This is a genomic window from Marinobacter maritimus, from assembly GCF_007671675.1.
Taxonomy (GTDB): domain Bacteria; phylum Pseudomonadota; class Gammaproteobacteria; order Pseudomonadales; family Oleiphilaceae; genus Marinobacter; species Marinobacter maritimus.
Map to the genome: position 1 here is coordinate 739131 of NZ_VCGW01000002.1, position 15688 is coordinate 754818.

The 15688-nt window shown below is 54.5% G+C and carries 18 protein-coding genes; 13 read left to right on the forward strand and 5 right to left on the reverse strand.

What is annotated here, in order from left to right:
• Positions 1 to 28 precede the first annotated feature (28 nt).
• The gene (locus FFI90_RS10460; RefSeq protein WP_144777952.1) at positions 29 to 1024 is read left to right on the forward strand and encodes a formamidase; all 996 of its coding nucleotides are present in this window, start codon (positions 29 to 31) and stop codon (positions 1022 to 1024) included.
• 57 nt (positions 1025 to 1081) lie between these two features.
• On the opposite strand, the gene FFI90_RS10465 is transcribed toward FFI90_RS10460, so the two are convergent.
• Positions 1082 to 2446, reverse strand: a complete 1365-nt coding sequence (locus tag FFI90_RS10465; RefSeq protein WP_144777953.1) for an 8-oxoguanine deaminase — start codon at positions 2444 to 2446, stop codon at positions 1082 to 1084.
• A gap of 238 nt (positions 2447 to 2684) precedes the next feature.
• On the opposite strand from FFI90_RS10465, the gene FFI90_RS10470 reads away from it, so the two are divergent.
• Both FFI90_RS10470 and FFI90_RS10475 read left to right on the forward strand, forming a co-directional pair.
• Entirely contained in the window at positions 2685 to 3659 is a 975-nt protein-coding gene (locus FFI90_RS10470; RefSeq protein WP_144777954.1) for an isopenicillin N synthase family dioxygenase, read from the forward strand.
• A complete protein-coding gene (locus FFI90_RS10475; RefSeq protein ID WP_144777955.1) occupies positions 3656 to 4642 on the forward strand; it encodes an ABC transporter substrate-binding protein in 987 nt (328 codons plus the stop codon). The genes FFI90_RS10470 and FFI90_RS10475 overlap by 4 nt, the downstream gene beginning before the upstream one ends.
• 55 nt (positions 4643 to 4697) lie before the next feature.
• Here the strand turns inward: FFI90_RS10475 and FFI90_RS10480 are convergent, their stop codons facing one another.
• Together FFI90_RS10480 and FFI90_RS10485 are read right to left on the reverse strand one after the other, a co-directional pair.
• Positions 4698 to 5447 carry an alpha/beta fold hydrolase gene (locus FFI90_RS10480; protein ID WP_144777956.1) on the reverse strand — a complete coding sequence of 250 codons (750 nt, stop codon included), beginning with the start codon at positions 5445 to 5447 and terminating at the stop codon, positions 4698 to 4700.
• Complete coding sequence (locus FFI90_RS10485; protein WP_425463100.1) at positions 5440 to 6396, reverse strand: isopenicillin N synthase family dioxygenase; 957 nt, start codon at positions 6394 to 6396, stop codon at positions 5440 to 5442. Before FFI90_RS10485 ends, FFI90_RS10480 begins: the two co-directional genes overlap by 8 nt.
• Positions 6397 to 6826: 430 nt before the next feature.
• On the opposite strand from FFI90_RS10485, the gene FFI90_RS10490 reads away from it, so the two are divergent.
• The 10 genes from FFI90_RS10490 (at position 6827) to FFI90_RS20115 (ending at position 14833) form a co-directional block, all read left to right on the forward strand.
• Positions 6827 to 7831 carry an ABC transporter substrate-binding protein gene (locus FFI90_RS10490; RefSeq protein ID WP_144777958.1) on the forward strand — a complete coding sequence of 335 codons (1005 nt, stop codon included), beginning with the start codon at positions 6827 to 6829 and terminating at the stop codon, positions 7829 to 7831.
• Between the two features lie 2 nt (positions 7832 to 7833).
• On the forward strand, positions 7834 to 8622 hold the full coding sequence (locus tag FFI90_RS10495; protein ID WP_186317957.1) for an ABC transporter ATP-binding protein: 789 nt from the start codon (positions 7834 to 7836) through the stop codon (positions 8620 to 8622).
• Positions 8603 to 9388 carry an ABC transporter permease gene (locus FFI90_RS10500; protein WP_144777959.1) on the forward strand — a complete coding sequence of 262 codons (786 nt, stop codon included), beginning with the start codon at positions 8603 to 8605 and terminating at the stop codon, positions 9386 to 9388. Before FFI90_RS10495 ends, FFI90_RS10500 begins: the two co-directional genes overlap by 20 nt.
• Positions 9389 to 9456: 68 nt before the next feature.
• On the forward strand, positions 9457 to 9921 hold the full coding sequence (locus FFI90_RS10505) for a nucleoside deaminase (RefSeq protein WP_425463101.1): 465 nt from the start codon (positions 9457 to 9459) through the stop codon (positions 9919 to 9921).
• Between the two features lie 7 nt (positions 9922 to 9928).
• The gene (wrbA, locus tag FFI90_RS10510) at positions 9929 to 10582 is read left to right on the forward strand and encodes an NAD(P)H:quinone oxidoreductase (RefSeq protein WP_144777960.1); all 654 of its coding nucleotides are present in this window, start codon (positions 9929 to 9931) and stop codon (positions 10580 to 10582) included.
• Between the two features lie 291 nt (positions 10583 to 10873).
• Positions 10874 to 11869 carry an ABC transporter substrate-binding protein gene (locus FFI90_RS10515; RefSeq protein WP_144777961.1) on the forward strand — a complete coding sequence of 332 codons (996 nt, stop codon included), beginning with the start codon at positions 10874 to 10876 and terminating at the stop codon, positions 11867 to 11869.
• A gap of 66 nt (positions 11870 to 11935) precedes the next feature.
• Complete coding sequence (locus FFI90_RS10520) at positions 11936 to 12805, forward strand: ABC transporter ATP-binding protein (protein ID WP_144777962.1); 870 nt, start codon at positions 11936 to 11938, stop codon at positions 12803 to 12805.
• A complete protein-coding gene (locus tag FFI90_RS10525; protein ID WP_144777963.1) occupies positions 12805 to 13608 on the forward strand; it encodes an ABC transporter permease in 804 nt (267 codons plus the stop codon). The genes FFI90_RS10520 and FFI90_RS10525 overlap by 1 nt, the downstream gene beginning before the upstream one ends.
• A gap of 2 nt (positions 13609 to 13610) precedes the next feature.
• Positions 13611 to 14564 carry a DMT family transporter gene (locus FFI90_RS10530; RefSeq protein WP_144777964.1) on the forward strand — a complete coding sequence of 318 codons (954 nt, stop codon included), beginning with the start codon at positions 13611 to 13613 and terminating at the stop codon, positions 14562 to 14564.
• 113 nt (positions 14565 to 14677) lie between these two features.
• Entirely contained in the window at positions 14678 to 14833 is a 156-nt protein-coding gene (locus FFI90_RS20115) for a hypothetical protein (protein WP_186317958.1), read from the forward strand.
• Positions 14834 to 15211: 378 nt separating this feature from the next.
• Here the strand turns inward: FFI90_RS20115 and FFI90_RS10535 are convergent, their stop codons facing one another.
• Both FFI90_RS10535 and FFI90_RS10540 read right to left on the reverse strand, forming a co-directional pair.
• Entirely contained in the window at positions 15212 to 15394 is a 183-nt protein-coding gene (locus FFI90_RS10535; RefSeq protein ID WP_144777965.1) for a hypothetical protein, read from the reverse strand.
• Positions 15395 to 15403: 9 nt separating this feature from the next.
• Entirely contained in the window at positions 15404 to 15640 is a 237-nt protein-coding gene (locus FFI90_RS10540) for a hypothetical protein (protein WP_144777966.1), read from the reverse strand.
• Positions 15641 to 15688: the final 48 nt, after the last annotated feature.

Consider the following 15688-nt stretch of genomic DNA (forward strand, 5'->3'; position numbering starts at 1 on the left):
GAATGAAACCGACAAGACTGGAGGCAGTATGAGTGGATTAGGTGGGTTGAATAAATCTCCCAATGGCGTTGTGATAGGTCTGGTTCAGCTGCAGCTACCGGACGTGGCCACGCCAGAGCAGCTGGCGACTCAGACCTGCCGCGTGTGTGAGTTGGTAGGCAAGGCTCGCCGCCAATCACCGGCCATGGATCTTGTGGTGTTTCCTGAGTATTGCCTGCACGGCCTCTCCATGAGTATCGACCCGGCCATCATGTGTGACCGCGACGGCCCGGAGATGGTTGCGTTTCAGGCGGCCTGCCGGGAGCACGATATCTGGGGGTGCTTTTCCATCATGGAGAACAATCCTGGGGGCAACCCCTACAACACCGGTGTAATCATCGATAACACCGGCGAAGTTCGACTGTTCTACCGCAAGCTGCATCCCTGGGTGCCGGTGGAACCCTGGGAGCCCGGTAACCTTGGTATTCCGGTCTGCGACGGCCCGAATGGCAGTCGGCTGTCGCTGGCTATCTGTCATGATGGGATGTTCCCGGAAGTTGCTCGCGAGTGTGCCTATAAAGGCGCCAATATCATGCTGCGTACCGCAGGCTACACCGCGCCGATTCGGCATGCCTGGAAAATCACCAATCAAGCCAATGCGTTCTGCAACTTGATGGTGACCGCCAATGTTTGCCTGGCGGGCAGTGACGGCACCTTTAACTCCATGGGCGAAGGTATGGTGGTCAACTTTGATGGTGAGCCGATGGTAGAAGGTAATGGCTTTGCCGACGAGATCATCACCGCAGAAGTGCGTCCGGACCTGGTGGATGAAGCTCGTATCCATTGGGGTGTCGAAAACAACATTTATCAGCTGGGTCACCGTGGTTATGTGGCTGTGAAAGGTGGCGCCAGCGACTGCCCGTATACATTCATGCAGGATATGGTGCGTGGCCAGTACCGGCTGCCCTGGGATGGCGATGTGAGCGTGGTCGATGGAAGAGGGTTTGGCTTCGAGCCACCTGAGCGGGAATACCAATCTGACTGATGCCGGCTTTGTACGATTGTCAGGAGGGCGCGCGCCCTCCTGATCTTGCAGTGTTAGTTATGCCCCCACCAATTGTGCCGCCATCCGGTTCTGTTCCTCAATAATATGGGGCAGTGACCGGGTGCACAGCTGCCCTTCCTCAATCACCACACGGCCGTTGATGATGCTCCAGTGCACTCTTGGAGGTGTGCAGAAAACCAGAGAGGCGAGCGGGTCGCTCTGGCCACCGGCCATGGCAATGTCGTCGGTGCGGAAGGCGACTATGTCTGCACAGTAACCTGGCTGAATGCGGCCAAGAACATTGCCCCTTCCCAGAACTTCGGCGCCACCACGAGTGGCTATACGCAGTGCTTCTCGGGCTGTCATGGCACTCGGTTGCTGATCCCTTACCCGTGCGGACAGCATGGCCAGACGGGCTTCATCGAGAAGATTTCCGCTGTCATTAGACGCGCTGCCGTCTACGCCCAGGCTAACCTTGACTCCGGCGTCCAGCATTTGCCGTACAGGAGCAATACCGGAAGCCAGTCGCATGTTGGAGCAGGGGCAGTGGGCGACTCCGGTACCGGTGCGGGCAAACAATTCAATGCCGGGTGCATCAAGATGTACGCAGTGCGCGTGCCATACGTCCTCACCCACCCAGCCTACATCTTCGGAGAATTCTGTAGGTGTCATGCCGTAGCGCTCCATGCTGAACGCGAGATCTTTCCAGTTTTCCGCTGTATGGGTATGCAGGCCAACCTTCAGTGATCTTGCCATGGTGGCCGCTTCGCGCATCAGGTCTTTGGTGACGGTGAAGGGTGAGCAGGGTGCCAGCGCTACCCGGATCATGGCGTCGGGGCTGTAATCGTGGTGAGTTTCAACCACTCGTTGCATGTCCTTGAGAATCGCGTGCTCGTCTGCTTCCACCAGTTCATCCGGTGGCAGGCCACCCTGGCTCTGACCAAGGCTCATGGCGCCTCTTGCAGCGTGGAAACGGATACCCATCTCAATGGCTGCCTGAACACTGTCATCCAGAGTGATGCCGTTCACATACAGGTAGGCGTGGTCGGCTGCGGTAGTGCACCCGGACAACATAAGTTCGGCCATGGCGGTGCGGCTTGCCGCCCGTTGCATTTCCGGTGTGATGTTGCGCCAGACCGGGAACAGGGCGCTGAGCCAGTCGAACAGTTCCCCGTTCTGGGCCGCAGGTAAAGCCCGGGTCAGGGACTGGAACATGTGGTGGTGAGTGTTGATGAGGCCTGGAATTACCACATGGCCACTAAGATCGATTGTGCGGCCGGCATTCTGCGGGCACTCATCGTGAGTCCCTACTGCATCAATCCGGTTGTCGCTGACAAGTATGTAACCATTTTCAATTTCACGCTCTTCGTCGTCCATGGTGGCGATGACTCGAGCGTTCTTCAGTAACAGTGTGTCTGTCATTGCAGGCATTTTCCCGTTGCGAAAGTTTGCAGTCAGTTCACATGCAATAGTGGTGCCTTATTTTATTGCCTAAAATGTTGACTAAATGGTCATAAAGTAGGGAGGTTGCACTTTTTTGATGCAGAAAATGACTATTAGGCCCTTCTAAGCCAAGGCTTTTAGGTTTTTTTATGTGGCACGCCTGTTGCAAATATATTGACCAAATGGGTAGTTAATTATTAATGCAACAGGAGAGATCATGGCGGATGAGGGACTGGAAATACCTGTAATTGATTTCGCTCCGTTCCTGAATGGAACCGAAGCAGATCGTAAGGCAGTGGCGGCGCAGATGCGGCAGGCCAGCCAGGAGTGGGGCTTCTTTTACTTGTCCGGCTGCGGCATGCCGGAAGAAAAGCTGGCGGAGGCATTCGTTACGTCAACGGCGTTCTTTGGCCTGCCACTTGAACTGAAGCAACAGGTGGCCTGGCAAAATGCCGAGAGCAACCGGGGCTATGTTGGAATCAAGCGGGAGAAGCTGGACCCCACTCGCCCGGGGGATCTGAAAGAGGCTTTCAATCTGGCGCCGGAGCGTTCAGGCCCGGGAGCGATTAAAAATCTCTGGCCAGCTGGTCAGCCTCAGTTTGAGGCAGTAATGAGCGGGTTCCTTGCGGAATGTACTCAGACCGCAGGTAACGTGCTGGAAGCATTTGCCCTTGCTCTGGATCTGCCTGCAGATTTCTTTATGGAAGCCCACAACGAGCATGATCACACGTTGCGATTGTTGCACTACCCACCGCTGCCTGAATGGTTTGAGCCTGAAGGTGGAGAAAGCCGGGCCGGAGCTCATACCGATTACGGAAGTATCACTCTGTTGTTCCAGGACTCGGTAGGCGGACTGGAAGTCCGTACTCGCGGTGGAGAGTGGCTAAGGGCGACACCGATTCCCGGAACGGTTGTGGTTAACACGGGTGATCTGATGCACCGGTGGACCAACCATGTTTTTTGCTCGACACCTCACCGGGTGAATGTGGCTCCGGAAAACCGTTTCAAAGACCGGTATTCCATCGCCTTTTTCTGTCACCCCAATAAATCGGCGGAAATAGCCTGCATTGATAGCTGTGCAACGGCAGAAAATCCACCGATCTACGGTCCGATTTCAGCGGGTCAGCACCTGCATGAAAAGCTTACCAATACCTATGGGGCGTCCAGCCCAGCAACTGAGGAATCACTATGAACAAACTCAAAAACCTGGTGGCCGGAATCATCTTGTCGCTCAGCACCATCTCCGGTGTTGCTTATGCGGAAGACCTCATTCCCGTTACCGTGTCTACCACCTGGTATGCCCAGGCGGAGCACGGTGGGTTTTATGCGGCCAAAGCCATGGGGCTCTACGAAGATCAGGGACTGGACGTCACCATCAAGATGGGTGGTCCTCAGGTGAACAACGTGCAGTTGCTGATGGGCGGCAAGATGGATTTCATCATGGGGTACAGCCTGCAGTCATTTAATGCTGTGAAGGAGGATATTCCGTTGGTCACAGTGGCGGCTTTTTTCCAGAAAGATCCGCAAACTCTCGTGGTGCATAAAGGTGCAGGGAACGACTCACTGGAGGATCTGAAAGGTAAATCCATGCGCGTGCCCACGGCGGGTCGTGTGGCCTACTGGCCCTGGCTGAAAACCGAATACGGTTATAGCGATGAACAGCTTCAGGCTTATGACTACAGCTTTGCACCGTTTATCAGAGACGAACAGGCTATTCAGCAGGGCTACGTGACCAACGATGGGTTCTTCCTGGAGCAGGCGGGTGTTGAAGGCAAGAGCCTGTTGCTGGCCAACTATGGCTGGAAAGCCTACGCGGCTACGCTGGATACTACTCGTGAGATGATTGAGGAAAACCCGGAAGTCGTGCAGAAAATGGTGACGGCAACCGCACTGGGCTGGAAGGCTTACTTCGAAAATCCTGAGCCGGCTAATGCGCTGATCAAGGCAGACAACCCGGAGATGCAGGATGAACTGCTCGCATACACCTATGCGAAAATGCAGGAAGAAAACATGCTGCTTTCTGATGCCGCCGAAGGTGGGCGCTATGGCATGATGACCGTTGAACGCTGGAAGGCATTCTTTGACGACATGATTGCTGCGGAAACCCTGCCGGAAGATCTGGAGTGGGAGAAGGCGTTTGATCCCTCGTTTATCGAAGCGGTTTATGCAGACTGAGTTATAACGGTACAGATAAAAAGGGCGGCCTTAACGGTCGCCCTTTTTTGTTGGTCTAGCCAGATATGAACTCTGCAAGAGCGTCGGCTACAGGTTCGGGTGCCGCTACCTGGGGAACGTGACCTGTATTCAGGGAGACTACCTTGGCGCCGGGTACAAGTTGCTGCATACGTCGTTGAACCGGCAACACTACGGAACGATCCTGCAGGGCTTCGACATAGAGCCGTGGTAATTGTCCGAAACGGGCCTGCGTCCAGCGGGGCACCAGTGCCCGGCTGCCCTCGGCCTGGGCGGTAAATCGACAGATGGCTTGCTCGGCCACCTGTTTGCTGACATCTTGCAGGAAAATGTTCCGGATTGCTGATGGCTGGACCCGGGACACCAGGCCATCGGCCTCCCATTCCAGAAAAGGGCCAATGCCGGAGGCCTCGGGGAATTCTTTCACCATTTCGCCTACCACTTCGCCGAATCCTGTACCTGAGGGCAGCATCATACCCGCCAGATAAGCAACGCCGATTACTCGCTCAGCGATGGATTCAGCAAGCTGGGTGGCCACGGCGCCACCGCCGGAGTGGCCAACCAGCAGCAGTGGGCCTTCAATTTCTTCAAGCTGTTTTTCGAGATCCGCTACACACCGCTCAATCGAGGCCTCCGCGGGGTTTCCCAGCCTTGCGCCGCATCCGGGCAGGTCCGGCGCAAGGGCTCGGAACCCTCGCTCCTCAAGGTAAGGTGTAATGGTCTCCCATACCCAGCCGCCGGCCCAGGCGCCATGAATCAGAATCGCGGTGATTTGTGTATCAGGCATAAGTTCTCCGGTACATATCCATCAAGTGAGCTTCCACGGTTGTGGATGGGTAGTGGGGTTGGTCACCCTCTGCCAGACAAGTAGGCAGGCAACTGACTTGGTGGTCCGGGTTGCCGCTGAAGAAGAAAGGCACCGAGTAACGCTCGGCACCGGAGGTGTTGACCACGCGGTGCAGGGTGGAGCGATAGCGGTCGTTGGTCCAGCGCGCGATCATGTCGCCAAGGTTGACGACAAAAGTACCTGGAACTGGATCAGCATTGATCCAGCGGTCGCCTTTCACGTCCCAGACCTGCAATCCGGGCTTGTCGTCCAGCAGCAACACAGTAATGCCGCCAAAGTCTGTGTGGGCACCGCAGCCCTTTTCCCCTGGTGCCGGATTTGGTGGCTGAGGCGGGTAGTGGAGCAGGCGTAAGGTGGAGATGGGTTGCTGGCAAAAATCCTCGAAGAAATCATGAGCGAGCCCAAGAGACAGGGCCAGGGCCTCCATGATCCGGCCACTAAGTGCATTCAGAGCCTCGAAGTATTCCATCATAGTGTTGCGGAACGCAGGCAGGGCATGGGGCCACTGGTTGGCTCCCTGGTTAAAGCGACCGGCCATAACACGTGGGTCTGAATCATCCAGTTCCTGGCCAATGTAGAAGCCTTCTTTAAGATCTGGTGGAGAGCCCGGTTCCAGAGTCTGGCCTTTTAGAGGTTCGTATCCCCGGTTGGCCTTGGAGAGGCTCTTGTTGATGGCTTCTTTTTCCGCGTCTGGCAGGTTGAACAGGGCTTGGGATTCCTTGAATACCCGGCTGATCAATGTCTCGGAAATTCCATGGTGGCTGACATAGAAAAAGCCAGTCTGCAGGCAGACGTCGGCCAGCAATCGGGCCAACTGTTGTCGTTGCTGGTCGGTTCCGGCCAGTAACGACAGATCGATAACAGGTAGCGAAGCCCCTGATTCGTTAATGACGCTCATGATGTCACTCCAGGTTCTTTAATAATATTGTCCATATGGTCAGCAATTCACAAAGCGTGCCAGTGATGTGTATCGGCTCAATGGCATGTAAATCGCGAGTGCTCTGATGTTCGAGGGTTTCGGGAGGTGTTGGTCGCGGTCGAAAGGCCTCAAATAAGGGCGCTTCGTGCACTTTTGCACTGGATTCGGGCGCAAGTTTGATTCGGTAAGCGGGTGTTTCCGTGGGTGTTGCCTTCTGTTCGTATGCCGGCATGAAAGCCTGAGCTGGCCCGTTAATTGAAGTCTTTTCAGAGGTGAACGCCAATTTTGGTCACGTTTGTTGTGCCTGGGTTGGCAAGCTGGCCTGGCCTTTGCTTTGTTCAATAAAACCTGACCGAATGATCAAAAAATTCAGAGCATAAACCGTAGAAGGGGAAAGCAAATGCATAAACGTATCACTCGTTCGTTTCTGATTGCAGCGTCATTGGCTGGAGGTCTGCTGAGCCAGTCTGCTTTGGCTGCTGATAAAGTTGTTTACCAGTTGGACTGGCTGCCGGGAGGCGACAAGTCTCCGGTTTATCTCGGTGTGCAGGAAGGATTCTTTGCAGACGAAGGGCTGGAAGTCCGCATTGCAAATGGCCGAGGCTCCACCGATGCCATCACCAAAATTGCGACCGGACAAGCCGACATAGGCAGCGCTGATATTGCTTCATTGATGGCCGCCAAAGCGCAGGATGGCAGCTTGCCAGTGAAAGCTGTCTACAGCATCTTCAATCGCGCACCTCACGCCTTTTTTACACTTGAAACTAGTGGTATCCGCAAGGTGACCGATATCGAAGGTAAGAAGGTTGCCACCTCGCCGTTTACCTCTTCCAACGCGTTTCTGCCGCTGGTATTGAAGGACAACGGGTTGGAGGAAGATGCGGTTCAGCTCACCAAGGCGGACCCGGGTGCCCTTGGCCCAATGCTGATGAACGGCGGCACTGACGCTATTATCGCCTGGGTTACCAATATCGCCCTTTTTGACAATCAAGCCAAGACCACCGGCAACAAGCTGGTTGTTTTGCCCTGGTCTGATGCCGGGCTGGAACTGTATTCCTCCTCAGTTGTCGCCGCCGAGAAATTCCTGAGCGAGCGTCCGGACGTGGCCCGGCGTTTCATGCGTGCTTACGACAAATCCCTGAAGCTTACCCATGACGATCCAACCAAAGCCGCCGAAGCCCTGCACACCATGGTGCCCGAGGTTGATGTTGATGTGGCTGTTGCCCAGATTGGCGATTCCATGAAGCTGATTGTTAACGATGTCAGCGAGCGTGATGGGCTGGGAGCACTTACAGAAGAACGTGTGGCTCTGACCTGGAGTCGTGTGGCTCAGGCAGAAAAACTGGCCGGAGATGCTCTGGACCCGGAAACCGTTATCGATCGTACGTTGCTTGAGGCGCTGTAAGTATGACCGGAACCGCCACCAACCGCTCTTTTGTCAGGCTCTCCGGAGTCGGGCACAGGTACGACCCGGACCCGGCGACGCCAATGGCGGTGACCGGCGTCGATCTGGATATTCAGAGGCATGAGTTCGTAGCGGTCGTCGGCCCTTCCGGGTGCGGAAAGTCGACGCTGTTGCGGATGATCTCCGGCTTGCTGAAACCGACAGAAGGAGAAGTCTCTGTATTTGGTCGGCCAGTTGATGGGCCAAGGGATGATGTGGGCATCGTCTTCCAGAAGCCTACGTTGCTGCCCTGGCTGAATGTTCGCAAGAACGTGCTGTTCCCGCTCAAACACAAGTACGGCCGTTACAGCCATGACGATGAGAAGCGGGCGGGTGAGTTGCTGGAGATGGCGGGTCTTGAGAGCTTTGCCGACAAAATGCCCGACGAATTGTCGGGAGGTATGCAGCAGCGGGTCGGCATTGTCCGGGCGCTTTTGCTCAACCCGGATATCCTTTTGATGGATGAGCCTTTCTCCGCACTTGATGCCATGACCCGGGAACAGATTGGCTTTGATCTGCTGAGGATCTGGGAGGAAAACCCCAAAACCGTGCTGTTCATTACTCATTCGATTGCGGAGGCGGTGCTACTGGCAGACCGTGTTCTGGTGATGAGCAAGCGGCCCGGAACCCTGTTGGAGATGCTGGATGTTGATCTGCCCCGTCCACGGACCAGGCATACCATTTCCGAACCTCGGTTCGCAGAACTTACAGAACGTCTTAGGAAGCACATTTATGAGCCTGAAGCAGCCTGATCCCAAAACCAGGCGCCTTGTGCTTGCAGCTGCGCCCTGGTTGTTTTTTGTTGCCCTGATCCTGCTGTGGGAGTTGGTGTGCCGGGCATTCTCACTGCCTGAGTATGTGCTGCCGGCGCCATCAGCTATTGTTGACGCCTTCTTCAAGGTTGAGTTCAGCCGCTGGATGACTCACTTGTGGGCGACCCTGAGAGTGGCTTTGATGGGATTCCTGGTTTCCATTCTGGTTGCAGTCCCCATCGCAATAGCCATGATGCGGTCAGAACTGCTGACCCGCACTCTCTATCCGTTGCTGGTGGTTATCCAGTCCACACCTGTTGTGGCTGTAGCGCCGTTGATCATCGTTCTGATGGGGTCGGACGATCCATCGAGAGTGTTGATTACCTGCCTGCTGACCTTCTTCCCACTGGTGGTATCTACGGCTACGGGAATTAACGAGACGCCGCCGGAATTGATAGAACTGAGCCGGTCACTGGACGCACCTACTCGCCGCGAGACCTGGCAAATCCGTATCCCTTATGCCATTCCGTACATCTTCACCGGGCTGAGGGTGGCGATCACTCTTGCGATTATCGGTGCAGTGGTTGCGGAGTTCGTTGCGGCAGAAGAGGGGCTGGGTTACTTCATTCAGTTCTCCACCTCGTTCTTCCGGATTCCCCAGGCGTTTGCGGGCTTGTTCTTCCTGGCGGTAGTCAGCCTGTTGCTCTTCAAGTCTGTGCAGTGGACACAGCAAATTTTCTTCCCCTGGAGTCTGCCTAAAAAATAAGGCTCCGGGTATAAATCGAGATTAATGATATGTCTGAACTTGAAAAACTGAACGATACCGACCTGGCTATGATGCGCAAGGTGATTGGGCTGGCCGATAAACTGGCGACAGAAGGCGTTCACCCCTTCGCTGCCATACTGGCAGGCAGATACGGGAATGTTCTTATGGAGCAGGGCAATGCCTACCTGCCAGATCAGGATATGACCGGGCATGCAGAGCGGGTACTGATGACCCGGGCGAGCAAAACCTGGCGCCCGGATTTTCTTGCCAACTGCACCATGTATGTTTCCGCCGAGCCTTGCTGTATGTGTGCCGGCGCGGCCTATTGGGCTGGATTGGGCCGTTTGGTCTTTGGGCTCAGTGAGCATCGGCTGAAAATCATCACCGGTAATCATCCCGAAAACCCGACGCTGGACCTGCCCTGTCGACAGGTGTTTGCTTCCGGTCAGCGGTCCGTTGAAGTCATAGGCCCGGTCCTGGAAAACGAAGCTGCGACTGTGCACGAAACCTTTTGGCAGAACCACGGAGCATGAAGACGTGATGACTCAAAGCCGTGTAACCGTGATTGTTGATTCCCGGTATGGGAGCACCCTGGCTCTGGCGCGGGCTATTGCCGATGGCGTTGTTTCGCAAGGTGCTGAGGTTCGTCTGTGCAGGGTCGCGATTGTCGAGCCGGAGTTCAGTGTGAATGTGGAGCGGCCCGACTTCATTGCCGCCCAGAAGGAATACAGAGAGCTGCCCCGGGCTTCAGCTGCAGATCTTGAGTGGGCCCAGGGGATTGTCTGGGGATCACCCACCCGCTATGGATTAATGAGTACGCCGCTTCGTGCGTTTATCGATGAGGTGGCACCACTTTGGCGACAGGGAGCCTTGATCGGCAAAGTTGGTGCGGCGTTTACGTCCAGTGGCGGCATGCATTCCGGTAACGAGGTCACCTTGTTAACTCTTCTGCTGCCCTTTTTGCAACACGGGATGGTATTGGCGGGCGTACCACATAGTGTTCCAGAGTTGGTGCATACCGATAAGGGCGGGTCCCCTTATGGTGCCACCACAGTGACGGGCTTCGATGGCACGCGTGGAGTGGATAATAATGAACTGGCAATAGCTCGGGCTCTTGGTGCCCGGGTGGCCCGATTGGCTGGCTGGGTCAAACCTGAGCCGGCATCCGTAGAGCTTGCTGCCTATTCAGTCTGATGCTCAGGCACCGGTAAGATTCTGAGAGTTATGCTGTGTCCCTTTGCCGCCTTCGGGCGGTTTTTCTTTTGCCGGGGCCGTTGGCGCGGCACGGGTTCTGACGCGCACAAAACTAGAGCAGTTGGGTGACAGCAGGTCCAATGTGGTGCGCCTGAAGATCTTTTATGGCTTCTCAACCTACTGAAAACAAAAAGTTTTCATTTAAATTCCTGAGTGGCATAAGGGTTGCTTTAAAAAGTTGATCAAGTGGTCAATTAAATAAATATCGTCCTCGAACTCAGGAGACTACCCATGAAGCGTAAATTCAAAGCAGCCTCTGCTGGCTCCCTCTTAATAGCTGGCCTGGTCGCTTTCTCCCCGGTATCCGCTGAGGAACTGGACAAGGTCGTGTTTGGAACCAACTGGTACGCCCAGGCCGAACACGGCGGTTTCTACCAGGCACTAGCCACCGGCATTTATAAAAACTATGGCCTGGATGTGGAAATCAAGATGGGAGGGCCGCAGGTAAACGGAACCCAGCTATTGGTGAGCGGGCGTTACGATCTGCTTATGGGGTATTCCATCGGCAATATCAACGCGGTTGAGAAGGGCTTGCCTGTGAAAACGGTAGCGGCCTCGATGCAGGGCGATCCCCAGTCTCTGATTGCGCATCCACACGTTGAATCTATAGAACAGATCGAGGAAGAGGGCCTGCCTGTCTATCTGGCGACCTTTGCACACTCCACGTTCTGGCCGTGGCTGAAAGCTGAGTACGGATTCGAAGATGATGTGGTTCACGCATACACCTTCAGTGTAGTGCCGTTTCTGACTGACGAGAACATTGTGCAGCAGGGGTATCTGTCTTCTGAGCCATTTGCTATCGAGAAGGGTGGGGTAAAGCCTAACGTCTTTCTTTTGTCTGACTATGGCTACCCTCCCTATGCAACGACCATTGAAACCACCACGGACATGATCGAGGAGCGTCCGGATGTGGTCAAACGCTTTGTGCAGGCCAGTATGGAAGGCTGGAAAAGCTACCTTGAGTCTCCGGCTAAAGGTAATGAGTTGATCATACAGGAGAACCCGGAAATGACACCGGAGCAGCTCGCTTACGGCCTGGAAAAAATGAAGGAGTATGAGCTTGTTACCAGTGGCGATGCGCAAACCAAGGGCATTGGTGTGATGACTGACGAGCGCTGGGCCAGGATCAAGAATTTCATGGTAGAGGCTGGGCTGGCATCGGCCGAACTCGACATGAGCGATGTTTACACGCTGGAGTTCCTGCCTGAGGCGCCGGTGCTGCCATAAGCACCCGTTAGCCCTATACCCTGATGCCGGGCGGAAACAAGCCCGGCTGTCTACGGAGAAATTACGATGACAGCTACCAAGGTTACACCGCTGAATCCGGTGCCGGAACCGGAAACTGAACCCAGTGTTGCTGAGGCGGGTGCGCCGTCCCGCCCGATTCTGCAGGTGGAAGGCGTTGATAAGATATATGGCAATGGCACTGTAGCTCTGAAAGGGGCAGGCCTTACAGTAAAGCAGGGAGAGTTTGTCAGCCTGCTTGGCCCTTCAGGCTGTGGTAAAAGCACCTTGCTACGCATCATGGCCGGGTTGGGTGAAGTGACCACCGGCACCGTGAAATGGTGGGAGCAGGATTATGATGTGGTTGGCAGCAAAGGCTGCAAGCTGGCTTTTGTTTTTCAGAATGCCACGCTGATGCCTTGGGCACGGGTACGCAAGAATGTGCGCCTACCACTGGATCTGGAGCATGTGAGTAGCTCGGAGTCGGAAAAGAAAGTCGATGACGCTCTTGAGATGGTGGGACTGAAAGGCTTTGACGAAAGCTTTCCGCGGGAACTTTCCGGCGGTATGCAGATGCGCGCTTCCATCGCCCGGGCTATGGTCACCGAGCCTGATTTGTTGTTGATGGATGAGCCATTTGGCGCTCTTGATGAGATGACCCGGAACAAGCTCAATGATGATGTCCTGAAACTCAAAAAAGAGAACGGATGGACCATCGTATTTGTTACCCATAGCGTCTATGAGGCAGTTTATCTGTCCAGTCGGGTGGTTGTGATGGCCGCACGTCCGGGGCGGATTGTGGATGACATCAAGATTGACAAGCCTTATCCCAGATCTCCGGATTTCCGGATATCAACGGAATTCGCCGGGTACTGCCGGCAGGTATCGCAGGCTCTTGAACGTGCCAGTGGAATGGGTGAGAGCAAGGAGAACTGCTAATGAGTACACCACTGATACGGAATGAACGATTTGTCCAGATCGCTGCGCCCTTGCTGGTAGGCGTTCTGGTTCTGCTGCTTTGGCAGATCAGTGTTATGGCTTTCGATGTACCTAAATACCTGGTGCCCAGCCCTGTGGATATTGCTGAATCCCTGGTGACAGACTTCAGCTCTCTGTTCAGTGCCTTGATGATGACTTTGAAAGTTACCTTCCTGGCCTTTGTGATTTCCGTGATAGCGGGTGTTGCAGCGTCCCTGTTGTTTGTACAAAGCAAGTGGATTGAAGTCAGCCTGTTCCCATACGCGGTGCTGATGCAGGTAACGCCGGTTGTGGCCATTGCGCCTCTGATCATCATCTGGGTAGATGACACTACCTGGGCGCTGACCATCTGTGCGGTGATCGTTGCCATCTTTCCGATCATTTCCAATACCACGCTGGGGCTGCGCAGTGTTGATCCCAACCTGCTGAGCATGTTCCGTATGTACCGGACCAGTCGCTGGCAGGAACTGGTACGCTTGCGGATTCCCGGTGCACTGCCGTATTTCTTTGGTGGCCTGAGAATCAGCTCCGGGCTGGCGCTGATCGGTGCTGTGGTTGCCGAGTTTGTTGCCGGTACCGGTGGTGCCAAAGCAGGGCTTGCCTACATGATCCTGCAATCAGGCTACAACCTGCAGATTCCCAAGATGTTTGCTGCGCTGATTCTGATCACGTTGACCGGGATTATTCTATTTGCTGCTATGGTCTGGATGTCCGACAGGGCTCTTCGTAACTGGCATGAAAGTGCACTCAAGGTAGAACACTGAACATGTTGCGCCCCGCCGAATCCTTGCCCATGGCGGGCGCCGGCTACGCCTGGCGTAACGGATACCTGCTACTGGCCTTCACCGCTCTGACTTGGGGAATCAACTTTCCCGTTATGAAAATGGGGCTCGAATACAGCACGCCGCTCCTGTACACCACCCTTCGGATGCTCATTGGAACAGCTACCATGTTCGTGATTGCCGGTGCCATGGGCATTCTCCGTATGCCGCATCGCGCGGATATCCCCGTGGTTTTTTCAGTTGGCCTCCTCCAGAACATGGGGTTTATCACGCTGGTAACCATGGGCATGCAATTCATGCCAGCGGGCAGGGCGGCCATACTGGCTTACACCTCGCCAATATGGGTGGTTCCGGCTGCGGCGGTGTTTCTGGGCGAAAGGCTCACGGTTCCGAGGGTAATCGGAACGGCTCTTGGCCTGGTGGGCCTGATGGCCATCTTTAATCCTCTGGATGTTGACTGGAGTTCTGAGGGCACTTTATTCGGGGGCGCGCTGATTGTGCTGGCAACGCTGGTTTGGACAGCGGGGCTGATACATGTTCGCAAACACCAATGGCATGGCAACGTCTTGTCGCTTATTCCCTGGCAGTTGCTGTCCTCCCTGATCTTTCTTGTACCTTTGTCCCTGATTATAGAAAACCCGTCCAGCATACGCTGGGAGCCTGGTTTTCTGGTTAATATCCTGTTCAGCGGTGCTCTAGCTTCCGGCGTCTGTGTGGCCGCACAAATCGGGGCCATCCGATCCTTGCCCGCTGTCACCATGTCTCTGAGCTCCGCAGCGGTTCCGGCAGTGGGGCTTATTTCTTCAGCCATCCTGCTGGGGGAGATGCCGGGTTATCACGACGTGTTCGGGTTCCTGATGATTGGCCTGGGGATTGTCCTTGTCGGGCTGACCGACTGGCGGCTGGCGAGAGCAAGGGTATCTGGGTTGTTGAGGTGATATGAATATGCTCTCAGGATCAGTGAAAGAGTGGGTGTTACTCCTTACACTCGTGAAAAATTGGTAGGTGCTATAATCTGAGCGTGTAAACCAACTCTCAGTGGAGAATTACTATGGCGAAAAAGAAGGCAGAGCCCACCAGGGACAGCGCTGTGCGGCGGGAACTCAGAACCGCCAAGTATCAGATGCGCGTGGTCGAAGACAAAACCAAATACCGCCGCAATCGGGACAAGAGCGTACGGATGGAGGATTTTCGCAAGGCTGCCTGAAAGGTCGTTTTACGAAAATCCTTCGTTTGTGCTTTCCCTCGATATTCCTTCAAGTGCCGTGTGCTTGCTGCCTTTTTAAGCGAAACCGAAAAACGTAGGGTTCAGAAACAACAAAACCCGCACAAGGCGGGCTAAGTCATTGAATTATTGGTGCCCGGAGGCGGAATCGAACCACCGACACGAGGATTTTCAATCCTCGTGTTTATAATAAAAAACAACAATTTAGCGTTGGTGTGTGTAAGGGTTTGTGTAAGTTTTGTGTGAAATAACTGGGAAAATTTGGGCTAATTTACGTCAATTTGTTTGTGCCTTACCAAAGGTTTGCTGATTCAACAATGCCTTGAGGTGCTTTCAGGTCATCGATCTTTGATTAGACACTCAACGAACCCACCACCAGATGAATAGCAGCGGTCCGAATAGTAGGGACATGCCCTTGACCCAAATGGGCAGGGCATCCCATTCATCCCAGCTGTTGTAGACGTGTTCATTGAAGTTGCTGATACACAGCATCGACACCGCGAACCAGATGAATACAACTGTTACCGAAAGTAAGCTAATCAAAAACTCTCCTTATGCATTTGCAAGTTGAATCATCCGTCGTGCCAGTAACTCCCGCCATTCCTCACAAGCAGCCTTATCTGGAAGAAAAGCTTCAAGCCCACCATCTGCAAATCCAGCATTCACCATCAGTGCCACAAAGAACTGGTCCCGCGTGAGTTCAAGGGCATCCGCCCAATCTAGAAAATCTTGCCGGTGTTCATCTTTGAGGTTGGTGATAACTAAATTCTTGGTTTTTGCTTGTGTCATGGGTGTTCTCCGTGGGGTGACCGTGTATTTATGGTCACCCTGTCAGTC

Bases quoted from the DNA above. Each gene is read 5' to 3' on its own strand.
- FFI90_RS10530 (WP_144777964.1), top strand. From the start codon at position 13,611: ATGTTGCGCCCCGCCGAATCCTTGCCCATGGCGGGCGCCGGCTACGCC.
- FFI90_RS10475 (WP_144777955.1), top strand. From the start codon at position 3,656: ATGAACAAACTCAAAAACCTGGTGGCCGGAATCATCTTGTCGCTCAGC.
- FFI90_RS10465 (WP_144777953.1), bottom strand. From the start codon at position 2,446: ATGACAGACACACTGTTACTGAAGAACGCTCGAGTCATCGCCACCATG.
- FFI90_RS10470 (WP_144777954.1), top strand. From the start codon at position 2,685: ATGGCGGATGAGGGACTGGAAATACCTGTAATTGATTTCGCTCCGTTC.
- FFI90_RS10520 (WP_144777962.1), top strand. From the start codon at position 11,936: ATGACAGCTACCAAGGTTACACCGCTGAATCCGGTGCCGGAACCGGAA.
- FFI90_RS10540 (WP_144777966.1), bottom strand. From the start codon at position 15,640: ATGACACAAGCAAAAACCAAGAATTTAGTTATCACCAACCTCAAAGAT.
- FFI90_RS20115 (WP_186317958.1), top strand. From the start codon at position 14,678: ATGGCGAAAAAGAAGGCAGAGCCCACCAGGGACAGCGCTGTGCGGCGG.
- FFI90_RS10500 (WP_144777959.1), top strand. From the start codon at position 8,603: ATGAGCCTGAAGCAGCCTGATCCCAAAACCAGGCGCCTTGTGCTTGCA.
- FFI90_RS10480 (WP_144777956.1), bottom strand. From the start codon at position 5,447: ATGCCTGATACACAAATCACCGCGATTCTGATTCATGGCGCCTGGGCC.
- FFI90_RS10515 (WP_144777961.1), top strand. From the start codon at position 10,874: ATGAAGCGTAAATTCAAAGCAGCCTCTGCTGGCTCCCTCTTAATAGCT.
- FFI90_RS10525 (WP_144777963.1), top strand. From the start codon at position 12,805: ATGAGTACACCACTGATACGGAATGAACGATTTGTCCAGATCGCTGCG.
- FFI90_RS10495 (WP_186317957.1), top strand. From the start codon at position 7,834: ATGACCGGAACCGCCACCAACCGCTCTTTTGTCAGGCTCTCCGGAGTC.
- wrbA (WP_144777960.1), top strand. From the start codon at position 9,929: ATGACTCAAAGCCGTGTAACCGTGATTGTTGATTCCCGGTATGGGAGC.
- FFI90_RS10505 (WP_425463101.1), top strand. From the start codon at position 9,457: ATGATGCGCAAGGTGATTGGGCTGGCCGATAAACTGGCGACAGAAGGC.
- FFI90_RS10460 (WP_144777952.1), top strand. From the start codon at position 29: ATGAGTGGATTAGGTGGGTTGAATAAATCTCCCAATGGCGTTGTGATA.
- FFI90_RS10490 (WP_144777958.1), top strand. From the start codon at position 6,827: ATGCATAAACGTATCACTCGTTCGTTTCTGATTGCAGCGTCATTGGCT.